A 12,310-nucleotide genomic window follows, 5' to 3' on the forward strand; every position below is an offset into this window, starting at 1 on the left:
ATGATTGCATCGTCATTTTCGAATTCGTTGGTCGGGAAGCCGGGGGCGCTGGCCGGGATTCTGGCGCTGTGGCTGTCCGTTTTTCTCCCCGGCTGTTCGCTGACCCCCGGCATGGATATGAAGCGGGGCAGCGATATCTCGGACGCGACCGTGCCGGTCATGAAGGACGGCAAGCTGGTCAAGGAGAAGGTCAAGATCGTGCCGATCACCGCCGATTTGATCATCGAGCGGGAAAACGCAAGACTGCAAGACGCCAGCAAGCTCACCCTGCCGAGCTCGGAAGCGGGGGCGGGGCCGTACCGGGTCGGGCCGCACGACCGGTTGCAGATCACGGTTTGGGATCACCCCGAGCTCAACGATCCGGGCGGAGAGAAGATTCTGCCCGAACTGGCGGGCAAGGTCGTTCAAGATGACGGCACGATCTTCTATCCCTATGTCGGCACCGTTCACGTGGCGGACAAAACCGTGTCCGAAATCAGGGATCTGTTGAGCGAGGGGCTTTCCAAATATTTCAAGAAGGTCAAGCTCGATGTCCGCGTGCTCTCGTTCGAGGCCCACAAAGTTGCCGTGGTCGGCGAGGTGAAACATCCGGGGGTCCAGTCGATGGTGGATACGCCGCTCAATGTCGCGGAAGCCATCAGTCGCGCGGGCGGCGTGACGGCGGAGGCGGATTTGAGTCACGTGACCTTGTCGCGCGGGGAAAAGCTCTATCCGATCAACCTCCAAGCCCTTTATGAACAGGGCAATAACGGCCAGAACTTGCAGCTGATGGACGGCGACGTGCTGAACGTACCCGATCGCTACCACAGCAAGGTCTTCGTCACCGGCGAAGTGGGGCGGCAGCAGGCGCTGCAAATCCACAAGGGCAAAATGACGCTCGCCCAGGCTTTGTCGGAATCCAACGGAGTCGACTTCAATACCTCCAACACGGAGGAGATTTACGTCATTCGGGCCGGACAGACCAAGCCGGAAATTTTTCAGCTCGACGGAGAATCGCCCGATGCCATGATTCTGGCCGAACAATTTTCGCTGCAGCCGCACGACATCGTTTTCGTGGGTACGGCGGGTGTCACTCAATGGTCGAGGGTACTCAACCAGTTGCTGCCGTCGTCCTTTAGCCAGGTCATGACCCGAGGGGCGTTTTATGGGTTCTAGCCCGGTTGCCGGAAGCGCTTCGTCTTTCGACTTCTCTCCCGAAGCAGAACCCGCAGTAGGTCGGGAATCCTTTCCCGACGCTAATGGATACTACCGGCACCTTCGTCGGCAAAGGGTTGCCGACCTACAACTGACGGTTCGTAGACCGAGATAAGCCTGGCCGGCGTGAAATCGAAGGGGCGTTTGTTGTTCCCGGCAAATGGCTTCGAAGATACGAATGGACTTCAGTCTCTTTCAACCGAATCGATATGTGGATTGAGTCATGAATATGCACGGACATAACGAGATTAGCCTGCTCCCGCCGCCGAACCTGTCGCGGATCGAGGAGCCGAGCGTCAGCATCAGGGACTATGTCGATCTGTTGCTCGAAGGCAAGAAAACCATCCTTCTGACATTGCTTTCGATATTGACGGTGACGGTGGTCTATCTGATCTTCGCGCCCCGCACGTACAAGGCGGATGCCCTGTTGCGGATCGACAAGAACAAGGCACTGCTCACGGCCCCGCTCCGCAGCGAGGCCAGCAAGTCTCCGGCCGAGGCCGAAAATCCGAGGGCGCAGCGGGAGGTCGAAATCCTGAGATCCCGTTCGGTTCTCGGCAAGGTCGTCGACGGTCTGAATCTGACGGTGGAGGTCACGCCCAGGTATCTTCCTCTGATCGGCGAGACGCTCGCGCGCTGGCACGATCCGCATGACGGCGTGGCCGGCGCCTGGTGGGGCTTCAACCGCTGGGCATTCGGCGGCGAGAGGATCAAGGTCGCCGATTTCACCGTTCCCGATCGGTATCTGGGAAAAGACTTCACCCTGATCGCTCTGGACGGCGGGCGCTTTCAACTGCTCGACCCCAAGGGAGAACCGGTGGGCGAGGGACGGGTAGGCGACAGCGTCGAGATCGATGTGGGCGAAGCCGTACCGGTCGTGATCAAGGTTTCGGAACTCAAGGCCCATCCCGGCACTTATTTCGATCTGACCCGGGAAAGCCGACTGACGGCCATCGAAAAACTGAAGAAGGCGTTCACCGTCAAGGAAGCCTCCAAGGATACGGATATTCTCAACGTCGAACTCAAGGGGCGCGAGCCTGAGCAGCTCGCCAAATCGGTCAACGACATCGCCACGACCTATGTAAATGCGACGGTGAACTGGGAATCGGCGGAAGCCGGGCAAAAATTGGCCTTCCTCGAAAGCCAGTTGCCTGTCGTGAAGGAGCGTCTGGAACGGGCGGAGCAGGCATTGAGCGCATACCGGCAGCAACACGGCGCGGTCGACATCTCCGCCGAGGCCGAGGTGCTCTTGAAGCAGGCGGCGGAAATGGAAACCCTGGGCATCCAGCTCAGACAAAAGTACGAGGAACAGACCCAGCGCCTTACGGACGCGCACCCCGACATGATGGCGACCAAGGCCCAGATCGGCCGGGTCGAGCGCAAGCTGGCGGACCTCAACAAGCGGATCAAGGAGCTGCCGCGCACGCAGCAAAACATGGTGAGCCTGTCGCGCGACGTGCAGGTCAATACCGAGCTGTATACCTCGCTGCTGAACAGCGCCCAGGAACAGCGCGTGGCCGCCGCGGGATCGATCGGCAATTCCCGTATCGTCGATTTTGCCGTTATCCCGGAAAAACCGCACTGGCCTAAGCCGATGCTTCTTATCGCCATAGCCACGGTGCTGGGCCTGACCTTGGGGGCGGCGATCGTATTCCTGCGCAATTCGCTGCAGCGTCACGACAATTACCCGGCACTGCTGGAATACCGGGTCGGGATTCCCCTTTACGCGGCGATACCGCACAGCAAGAAGCAAAAGCGTCTGGCGAGACTGGTCGATCAGGATCAACCGGCGGTGCTGGCCAGCCAGGCGCCCCACGACATTTCGGTCGAATCGCTGCGCGCCCTGCGGACGACTCTGGAAGCCACGCTCGCCAGCGGCGAAAGCAAGATCATCATGATCAGCAGTCCCGCGCCCGGCATGGGTAAATCTTTCGTCAGTTCGAATCTGGCTGCGCTGTTGGCCAGCATCCGGAAGCGGGTGCTGATCATCGACGCCGACCTCCGCAACGGTCGGCTGCATGAAGCCTTTTCCGTTCAGAAAGAGCAGGGGCTCTCGGATCTCCTTGCCGGTACGGCTTCTCTGGCCGAGACGATCACCAGCCTTCCCGAGGTGGGAGTGGATTTCATCTCGAAGGGGCGGAACGTGTCGAACCCCGCGGAATTGCTGGTGCTCGGCGGCCTGGACGCGATCCTGGAGGACCTGAAAGCCTTCTACAACCACATCGTGATCGACTCGCCGCCGATCCTGGGCGCCACCGACGCCGCCATCATCGGCAAACACGCCGATGCCACCTTCCTGGTGGTCAAGGAAGGACGCTACACCGCGCAGGAACTCGAGGTCAGCTTCCGCCGATTCCAGCACGTGGGCATCAAGCCGAACGGCTTCATCATGAATGACATGAAGGAAGGGTCGTCGTATTACCCGTATTACGGGTATGCGTATCCGAAGGCGGTTTAAAAGGATTTTGGTTTTTTCTAGCGTGAGGAAGCTGGTTGATGTTAGGCAAGCACGTAGATGTTCGCCTTCGGCGGGGATTTGTTTTAAAGCGGGGTGCCGCCCCGCACGCGGACTACGCTGCGAAGTCCGTCCGTGGACTTCGCCCTTCGGGCCAGCGTTCCGCTGTCCCAATTCGCTCCTGGCGAATTGGTCTTTTGCTCGGCCAAAAGAAAGTAGCCAAAGAAAAGGCCGCCCGGTTGCCGCTTGAATCCTGTGCTCCTCGCTTTCGGCGAGAGGCGATCGAAGGGCCATCCTTGGCCCCCGATCGCCGCGCAGAATCCATTCTGCGCCCCTTACGGGTTATTCCCGCCGAAAGCTCCGGTGCTCGGCGCGGCAAACGGGAGGAAAACACACGTCCTTGTCCGCTTAAACAACTCTATCCACACTCCACTGGCGAGATCGGCGATCGCCTCACAGTAGCCTGTTTCGGGATTGACCATTGTTCGATAAAAAGGATTTCGGTCTCCTTCCCGTATGGCGACCCCGAGCATCGGAGCCTCGGACCGGAACAGCCTGAAGGCGCGCGCGAGGGATCGCGCGCGGCGACCGAGGGGCAGGGATGGCCCTTCGGTCGCCCCCGGTCCGAGGCGAGAAGCGCAGGATTAAGGGCGCCATTCGGGCGGCCTTTCTTTTGGGTACTTTTCTTTGGCCGCACAAAGAAAAGTATCTCGCCGGCGGGGCGAGACCCGCATCCAAATAACCCGCCGCATTAGCGGCACCATTAAAGAGAGCTTTGGTTGGCACTGCAAACAGCCAAGAAACTTTATAAACGATGAAAATCCGACTCGAAAAAGACCTACCCGTACTTCTGATCGCTCTGGTGAGCGTGTCGGCTCTTGCCTCGCTGCCTCAGGTCGAATCGGCGTGGAACGGGGTCAAGGAGGTTTACGGAGAGCAGGATTTCGGGTTGCGCATCTTGCGCGAAGTGATGCTGGTGGTCGTGGTCGGCTATGCGGCGCTGGAACGGCGGTTCTGGAACGGCGCGGCGACCGGTTCGATGTTCGCTTTTCTCGCGGTGGTCGCGAGTTATGCGTTGTTCGAGGTCGCCTACGCGCTGTTTCTGGATTTGCCGCTGGTGGTGCCGATGTCTGGGCTTCGCGTGTTTGAATACCTGCCTCTGGCGCTGATCGGCTTCATGACGGCGCGGCTGGGCGCAGCCGAGGCGGTGATCCTGAAATTCACGTCTTACCTTCGCTATTACATCGTCCTGCAAGGCGTGTTGGCCATTGCCCAGGCGCTGTGGGCGCCGCCTCTGGTCGGCGTGTCGATTCTGGGCGGCGGCCGTCCGTTCGGCACTTTCGTCAGTCCCAATCTGTTCGGCGCGGCGATGTCGACCTGTACGCTTTTCTTTGCGCTGGCCGAAGCCCCAAACGTCCGGAAATGGATGTATGCGACCACCTTCCTGGCCTTGCTGAGCGGCTCTCGGACGGCGCTGCTCAGTTCCTTCCTGGTTCTTTTCTTTCAGTTCTTTTCGAAGGTCCGTCCCCGCGACCGCTGGGCCCTGGTTCTGCCCGCGCCGGCGCTCGCGGTTGGCGCACTGCTGTTGGCTTCAAGTCCGCTGCTGAGCGGCCGGGACGATGCCGATCCCACGCAGGACGGCCGCATCGCGCTGTGGCAAAGAATGCTGAGCAACAATATCAATGACATGCCGGATCTTCTGTTCGGTTGGGGGCTCGGGCTAGGTTCCAATACCATCAACGTTTTGTTCGGCGCCGAACATTTTCCGGGGCAGTTCGATTCTGACAGCCTGTATCTTTTTCTGCTCAACGGGTACGGCTTGATCGGCCTCTTGGCTTATCTGGTGTTCGTCTGGATGTCCGCCAAAATGTCCGGTTATCCGCAAAAGGGATTGGCGATGACCTTCATCGTCGTGGCGGGTCTGCCGTTCAATCTTTGGGAGTATTTTCCCCAGAATGCGATGCTGATGTTCCTGTGGGGCGCGGTCGTGGGAACCGCGCGTGCGCCGAATTTACAGCCGTCGCGAGCGACGGCGGCGAGTTACCGCGGCTATGGCGAACAAATCCGTTAAACCCTCGTCGGGACGGCGCATCTTCGGAGACGCCTCTTGGGCATTGCTCGGCCAGGTTGGGTCGGGCGTGGTGCTTCTTTTGGGCACCCGGATCATCACCGAATTGGTTTCGCCCGAGGTTTACGGCCAGGTCGCCTTGCTGACCGGCATCGTGGCGCTCGGCGTCGGCATTTTTGCCTATCCGTTTATCTGTGCGGGAATGCGTCTGCTGCCGGAGTGTCTGGAACCGGGCAAGCGGTCGGCGTTGCACCGGGTCGTCCGCGGTCTGGCCGCGCGTTCAAGCACAGTCGCCGTGTTTTTTCTGGCGTTCGGAGGGGCGGCGTACAGCCAGATGACCGGGTTGGATCCCTGGTTGTTCGGGGTCGCTGCCCTGCTTTTTTTAGCTACCGTGCGCCGGGAAATAGGATTCCAATTGTTGATCGGCGAACGCCGGCAGCGCGAAGCCAGCCTTTGGCAGACCAGCGACGGCATTCTGCGGCCGCTGTTCGCCATTCTGCTGGTGTGGTACTGGGGGCCGAACGCCGCCTGGGTGCTTTTGGGTTATGCCTTTGCCAGTATCGCCTCAAATACGGTCTGGTCGTTCGTTCACAGGCCCAAACGGAGCAAAAGGATCCGGCATCGTTCGGCAGTTCTGGGGAACCTCAAACGGGACGTCAGGGCTTATGCGGTGCCGCTGATTCCGATGGAACTGTTGTCCTGGTTCAGCGGCCTGGGCGACCGGTATATCGTCGGCTATTTGATGACGGCGGCGGATGTCGGCATCTACGCGGCCGCATACACCCTGACCAACGAGGCGTTCAACCGTAGCGCCATCGTGCTGTTGCGCACTTTTCAGCCGGTGTACTTCCAGCATTTCTCGGCGGGCCGGAAAGAGCAGGCGTTCAAGATCTTCTGGATTTGGCTGAGTTGCGTGGCCGCCATGGGCATAGCGGGCGTCGTGGCCCTGGTGGTGCTGAAAGACTGGGTGGCCGGCTTGCTGCTGGCGGGGAGCTATCACTCCGCGGCCGTACTGATGCCCATCATCGGGGCCGGTTGCGCGCTGCAAGCCTTGGGGATGGTGGCCTCGCAACCTCTGCTGGCGGTCAAGCGGACGCGGCCCTTGCTGGTCGGCCGTTTGTGCGGGGCCATCGCCGCCGCCGTCGCCATACCCTTAATGATTCAGAAATACGGTCTGATTGGCGCGGCCATGGCCGCTCCCGTTTATTTCGGCATCGAGGCCTTCGTCATGGCCATGCTGGCGAGGCCTTGGCGGATGATGGGCGCGGCTCGGCGGGAGGGCTTGTATCCGGAGCCCGAGGCTACGAGTTGTTGAACGGAGCGGATGATCCGAATCTGGAAGATTCGCCTTTCGAAATTGATTTCAACCCAGAAGTTGTGAAAAACCGTAGCGAGCGGCCCGCCTCCGCGCCGACAAATCGGCACGACAGCCGATTTGCACGGCAGTGCCGCCCCCGGAGGGTGCCGCACAGGGAACGTGCGGCATGACAAGCGCAGGCGTACATTGGAGTACGTTGAGCATCGCAGGAGTGGAGGCGGGCCGCGCAGTAGGTTTCTTCACAACCTCGTATTCCATAGGAGTTAGGTAAATGCCCGTACCTCTGTATTTTTTCTCTGATATCGCCTGGGACGAGAGCGATGCGGTGCTGGCATCGACGGGTTCCGCCATATACGGAGACATTCTGCGGGAATGCGTTGCCTGCGGCAGCGAGAATCTACGCTTTTGGCGAAGGAAGCGTTACCAGTACACCCTGGACAGCAGCGTCGAGACCTTTCATATCTGGCGCTGCTCCGATTGCGGTACCGGTTTTCTGAATCGGCCGCCTCATGCGGATTGGCTGAAAACCATTTACCAATACTCGGGCCAAGCGCTTACCGAACCGGTGACGGTCGCGGACATCCTCGCGCGCGAGGCGAAATTCCCCAACATCACGGTCGACGCCGCACGCATGGCGCGCGATGCGGATCGGTATAACGGTTCGGGAAACAAACGAGCGCTGGATATCGGTTCGGGTTTCGGATTCTACACGCAGGCCCTCAGAAGAGAAGGTTATCGCACCGTCAGCATCAATCCCGGCAGATATGAAAATGCCGTTTTCAAGGAGCTCAACGGGGACGAGCCGATACCTCTCATGTTCGACTCCTTTCAGGATTCAGAACCTTATGGGGTAGTCATGATGTCGCAGGTGCTGGAGCACCTTTTGGGACCGGAACAGGCGATCAGGAAAGTATCCGGACTATTGGCACCGGGCGGCGTTCTGGCTTGTGCCGTGCCCAATTTCGAATCGTTTAACGTGAAACTGCTCGGTACTCAGGATAATGCCTGTTTATGGGTGCCGGAACATGTCAATTACTTTACGGAAAAAGGTTTGAGATTACTGCTCGAACATAACGGACTTAAGGTGGTGAAAATGGAACAGACAACCAGAATTCAACCGAAGGCACTGGCAAAACGCATCAAAGCCGGACAGATGTTGTCGTCTTTTCTGGAATCCCTGGTGATAAACCTGCAAAAGCCGTTTTCGCAAGTTGTCAATTCGCTGGGAATGGGCACGTATATCAGCGTATACGCCGTCAAATCGTAGCTGGTTCAACGGAAGAGATGAAATGAATAATCGTATGCTGACCATCGTGATTTTGACCAAGAACGAGGAAGACAATATCCCCCGTTGCCTGGACGGGATACCCAACCGATACCCCGTCGTGATCGTGGACTCCGGGAGTACCGACCGGACGATTTCGATCGCGAAAGAGCGCGGCTGCACGGTTTACGAAAATCCCTGGCCGGGCTTCGCGGAGCAGCGCAACTTCGCGCTGCAGCGCTGCAATATCCGAAGCCGCTGGGTTTTATTCGTCGACGCGGACGAGATTTATCCGGTTAGATTCTATAACTGGTTCGAATCGCAGATCGCCGCCTCGGATTCGATCGATGTCGTGATGGCGCCGTCGATTCTTTATCTGCGCGGGAAACGGCTCGATTACGCTCCGGGTTACCCGATTTATCATCCGAGACTGGTGCGCAGGGATACCGCAAAATTCGTTACCAATCATACCGGTCATGGCGAAGCCGTGCTCGATACTTGCCGTATTTCGTATTCGCCCATTCCTTACGACCATTATTTCTATCACGGCGAAATCATCGAATGGATGCACAAGCATGTCGGCAAAGCGGCGCAGGAAGTGAGGCTGCATCCCACCGCGGGAGCCGTGATGACGGCGCGCGGCCGCTTGAGCGTTTGGCTCGGGCGCTCGGTATTCAGGATATTCGCCAGATTTCTGTATCACTTCGTACTGCGGCGGGGTTTTTTGGACGGCGCCGCAGGGCTGGAGTTCGCTCTGATGTTCACCTGGTATGAGGCCACCATATACCTGCAAGCAAAGGCGGACGCCAATCGGAAACCGGTTTCTTCGGAGGGCGTGACGCCTTGCTCGAAAGTCATCCTTGAATAAAGGAGGAGGTATTTGCTATGAAGTGCTCACTTATTCTAGCGACGCTTGGAAGGGATATAGAACTGATTTATTTCTTGAATTCATTGCAGAATCAGACTTATCGAGATTTCGAGCTGATTGTCATCGACCAAAACAGAGACGGAAAAATAGATTCCGTCATCGCATCCTGCAAGACCCGCTTTCCGGTAAATCACATAAAAGTGGACTTCAAGGGAAATTCGAGAGCCAGAGATTACGGCATCCGCTTTGCGCAAGGGGATATCATCGCATTTCCCGACGACGATTGCGTTTATGAAAAAGACGTTCTGAAAAAAGTGGTCGAGGAATTCCGGGATAAACCGAACATCGCCATTTTATCGGCCGGTTCTTACGATTTTTCGGAAACCCGGTTCAGTATAGGCGTCAATTCGAAATGGCCCAGATATTTCTCCCAGTTCTACATGATGGGCGTCGAGTTTACCCACTTTTTCAACCTGAAAAGGATGGATCGGAGCGAGTTTTATCTGGATCACGAGTTCGGAATAGGGGGCAAATATCCGGGCGCCGAAGGATTCGAGTTGCTTTACCGGTTGCTGCGCGCCGGAAACAAGGCTTTTTATGACCCGGATATAAAAATATATCATGCCGATAAGGACAATTATAAAGTCGGTACGGACAGGATGCTTTTGTATTCCGCAGGGGTCGGCGCCTATATCCGGAAGTTCACGAACGAATATGATTTGTCGATGCTGTATTACATTGCGAGAAAAATGTTTGTCGCACCCGTGATAAAAATGATGGTGGCCGCGGTATTGATGAATCGGAAAAGGTTCGTTTATTCCTATAACAATTTGATCGGCGTATGGCGGGGCTTTTGCGCATATGGGAGATACGGCCATGGATAATGTGATGGATGTAGGGGTCGTTTCGACGCACATTCCTCCCGCTAAAGGTTATGGCGGAGTATCGGTAACGGCCGCGGTCTTGACCAAGGCATGGGCGGAGTCGGGGCTCAAGATTTCGCTGGTATCCTCCAGCGAATCGATCGACCGCCGGCTGGAACCGTCGGACGTGCGATTGGGCGATACGGTGGAGGTCGGTCTGTACCGGTCTTATGGGTTCAAGCGCTGGGGGTTCGGGCTCGGCGCCATCCCCAAGCTGTTCGGATTGTGCGTCAAGGCGCCGGTCGTCTACATCCACGGCATCGCCACCTGGCCATCCACGCTTGCGGCCATCTTCTGCGTGCTGCTGAGACGCCGTTTCATGGTTGCGGTGCACGGCGGTCTGATGCCCGAGCACGTCGCCCTGATCCGCCGGCGGAAACCGCACAAATGGCTGTTCTATAGATGGCTCACGTTTCCCACGTTGCGGCGAGCGATCGCCATTCATTGCACCAGCGAGACCGAAGCGGAAGGGATCAGGAAGGTCCTAGGCGACGATGCCCGCATCCTGCTGGTTCCGAACGGCATCGACAGCCGGCCTGTGAAGGTTGCGGATTATCCCGAGGGAGAAGGCATCCAGATCTGTTTTCTCGGCCACATTCAGCAGGAAAAAGGCATCAACGCGTTCATCCGAGCCTGGCTCAGGACCCGGCGCGAAGCCGACCGCCTGGTGGTCGCCGGACGCAGCGTGGACGGGGCTTATTTCAAGGAATTTCAGGCGCTGGTCGAGCAGGCCGGCGGAGCCATACGTTATCGAGGTTATCTCGGACAGGCCGAGGTTGCGGCGCTGCTGGCGGACAGCCATTATCTCGCGCTTCCGTCCGGCCTCGAGGAAACCGGCGGCATGCGCGAGAACTTCGGCAACGTGGTGGCCGAAGCCATGGCCGCTGGACGGCCGGTCCTGGTCGCCAGAGGCTTGGCTTGGGATCATGTCGAAGCCATGGCCGCCGGCTTCATCTTCGACCGCAGCGAAGATTCGGCATGCGAAATCCTGCGCCGGGCGCAGTCGTTGAGCCGAACGGACTGGGAACGGATGTCGGAAAACGCTAGACGGTACGTCGAGACGCATCTCGATCCGGTAAAGCTTGGCGAGCAGGTCTGGCGGGTGCTGAAGGGCTCCAATACGACCGCTTCGTCTCAGGAAATAGCCCTTTGCAGGCCGGAATAAGCTCTTCGACAAGCTCAGGATAGACCCTTCGACGAGCTCAGGACAGGCATCCCGTACCCGGCCGTTTCCCCGGCACAAGACCGTATTCACTCGCATTACTCGGAGTTTTCGCATGACCAAGATCGGCCTGATTGTTCCAACCCTGAATGCAGGCGGCCTCTGGAAAACCTGGCTCGCCGCGTTCGATCGACAAACCCGAAAGCCGGATTGCCGCCTGGTCATAGACTCTTCGTCCAGCGACGACACGGCTGTCCTGGCGCGTTCCCACGGTTTCGCCGTGCATGTCATCGCCAAGGCGGATTTCAACCATGGCGGAACCCGCCAGTTCGGGATCGGCCTTTTGCCGGAAGCCGAGATCATCGTCTTCCTGACCCAGGATGCCTTGCTCGCCGGCCCCGATGCCATCGAGCGCCTTCTGGAAGCGTTTGCGGACGAGCGGGTCGGGGCTGCATACGGACGGCAGCTTCCTCATCGGGACGCCAGGCCGATCGGCGCCCATGCTCGTCTTTTCAATTACCCACCGCAGAGCCAGGTGCGAAGCTTCGATGATCGCCGCCGGCTCGGCATCAAGACCGCGTTCATATCCAATTCGTTTGCCGCTTACCGGCGCAGTGCTCTATTCGCGGTGGGCGGGTTTCCCACCGACACCGTCATGAACGAAGACACCTTCGTCGCCGGAAAAATGCTGCTGTCGGGCTGGAAAATCGCCTACCGCGCGGATGCCCAAGTCCACCATTCGCACGACTATTCTTACGCGGACGAATTCAAGCGCTATTTCGATATCGGCGTGTTTCACGCCCGCACCCCTTGGTTGCAGCAAACCTTCGGAAAAGCGGCCGGCGAAGGTCGGCGCTACGTCCTGTCGGAACTTCGCTATCTCGTGAAAAACGCGCCTTGGCTGATTCCGTCCGCCCTGCTGCGGACCGGCCTCAAGTGGCTGGGCTTCAAAATGGGAAGTTCCTTGCACCGGAAGCTGCCCTTGTTTCTCAACCGGCGTCTCAGCCTGCACCGAGCCTACTGGCGTCGGGCTTTGCCATAACTCCGTTTTCCGGTGG

The 12,310-nt window shown here is 58.4% G+C and carries 9 protein-coding genes; all 9 read left to right on the forward strand.

The features are described 5' to 3' along the window. The 9 genes from ACWJJK_RS02120 to ACWJJK_RS02160 all read left to right on the forward strand — a co-directional run bounded on the left by ACWJJK_RS02120 (nucleotide 1) and on the right by ACWJJK_RS02160 (nucleotide 12,294). Nucleotides 1–1,155 carry a polysaccharide biosynthesis/export family protein gene (locus ACWJJK_RS02120; protein WP_205780838.1) on the forward strand — a complete coding sequence of 385 codons (1,155 nt, stop codon included), beginning with the start codon at nucleotides 1–3 and terminating at the stop codon, nucleotides 1,153–1,155. Nucleotides 1,156–1,417: 262 nt separating this feature from the next. Further along, a complete protein-coding gene (locus tag ACWJJK_RS02125) occupies nucleotides 1,418–3,652 on the forward strand; it encodes a polysaccharide biosynthesis tyrosine autokinase (protein WP_454128611.1) in 2,235 nt (744 codons plus the stop codon). An 811-nt stretch (nucleotides 3,653–4,463) separates the two neighbouring features. Then, nucleotides 4,464–5,720: an O-antigen ligase family protein gene (locus ACWJJK_RS02130; RefSeq protein WP_156880786.1), complete on the forward strand. Its 1,257-nt coding sequence runs from the start codon at nucleotides 4,464–4,466 to the stop codon at nucleotides 5,718–5,720. After that, complete coding sequence (locus tag ACWJJK_RS02135; RefSeq protein WP_077731727.1) at nucleotides 5,701–7,032, forward strand: lipopolysaccharide biosynthesis protein; 1,332 nt, start codon at nucleotides 5,701–5,703, stop codon at nucleotides 7,030–7,032. Before ACWJJK_RS02130 ends, ACWJJK_RS02135 begins: the two co-directional genes overlap by 20 nt. Before the next feature lie 274 nt (nucleotides 7,033–7,306). Beyond that, nucleotides 7,307–8,302 (forward strand): methyltransferase domain-containing protein, encoded by a 996-nt coding sequence (locus ACWJJK_RS02140; RefSeq protein ID WP_156880787.1) that lies wholly within the window; start codon nucleotides 7,307–7,309, stop codon nucleotides 8,300–8,302. Nucleotides 8,303–8,324: 22 nt separating this feature from the next. Continuing rightward, nucleotides 8,325–9,167: a glycosyltransferase family 2 protein gene (locus ACWJJK_RS02145; RefSeq protein WP_454128612.1), complete on the forward strand. Its 843-nt coding sequence runs from the start codon at nucleotides 8,325–8,327 to the stop codon at nucleotides 9,165–9,167. Nucleotides 9,168–9,184: 17 nt separating this feature from the next. Beyond that, nucleotides 9,185–10,051 (forward strand): glycosyltransferase family A protein, encoded by an 867-nt coding sequence (locus ACWJJK_RS02150; RefSeq protein ID WP_086133646.1) that lies wholly within the window; start codon nucleotides 9,185–9,187, stop codon nucleotides 10,049–10,051. Continuing rightward, complete coding sequence (locus ACWJJK_RS02155; RefSeq protein WP_454128613.1) at nucleotides 10,044–11,255, forward strand: glycosyltransferase family 4 protein; 1,212 nt, start codon at nucleotides 10,044–10,046, stop codon at nucleotides 11,253–11,255. Before ACWJJK_RS02150 ends, ACWJJK_RS02155 begins: the two co-directional genes overlap by 8 nt. 112 nt (nucleotides 11,256–11,367) lie before the next feature. Next, nucleotides 11,368–12,294, forward strand: coding sequence for a glycosyltransferase (locus ACWJJK_RS02160; RefSeq protein WP_156880788.1), 927 nt, complete (start codon nucleotides 11,368–11,370; stop codon nucleotides 12,292–12,294). Nucleotides 12,295–12,310 lie beyond the last annotated feature (16 nt).

It is taken from the genome of Methylocaldum gracile, assembly GCF_053646815.1.

What these genes read in the sequence shown, in the direction of transcription:
- ACWJJK_RS02125 (WP_454128611.1), top strand. Translation starts at nt 1,418, where the DNA reads ATGAATATGCACGGACATAACGAGATTAGCCTGCTCCCGCCGCCGAAC.
- ACWJJK_RS02135 (WP_077731727.1), top strand. Translation starts at nt 5,701, where the DNA reads ATGGCGAACAAATCCGTTAAACCCTCGTCGGGACGGCGCATCTTCGGA.
- ACWJJK_RS02140 (WP_156880787.1), top strand. Translation starts at nt 7,307, where the DNA reads ATGCCCGTACCTCTGTATTTTTTCTCTGATATCGCCTGGGACGAGAGC.
- ACWJJK_RS02130 (WP_156880786.1), top strand. Translation starts at nt 4,464, where the DNA reads ATGAAAATCCGACTCGAAAAAGACCTACCCGTACTTCTGATCGCTCTG.
- ACWJJK_RS02150 (WP_086133646.1), top strand. Translation starts at nt 9,185, where the DNA reads ATGAAGTGCTCACTTATTCTAGCGACGCTTGGAAGGGATATAGAACTG.
- ACWJJK_RS02145 (WP_454128612.1), top strand. Translation starts at nt 8,325, where the DNA reads ATGAATAATCGTATGCTGACCATCGTGATTTTGACCAAGAACGAGGAA.
- ACWJJK_RS02155 (WP_454128613.1), top strand. Translation starts at nt 10,044, where the DNA reads ATGGATAATGTGATGGATGTAGGGGTCGTTTCGACGCACATTCCTCCC.
- ACWJJK_RS02120 (WP_205780838.1), top strand. Translation starts at nt 1, where the DNA reads ATGATTGCATCGTCATTTTCGAATTCGTTGGTCGGGAAGCCGGGGGCG.
- ACWJJK_RS02160 (WP_156880788.1), top strand. Translation starts at nt 11,368, where the DNA reads ATGACCAAGATCGGCCTGATTGTTCCAACCCTGAATGCAGGCGGCCTC.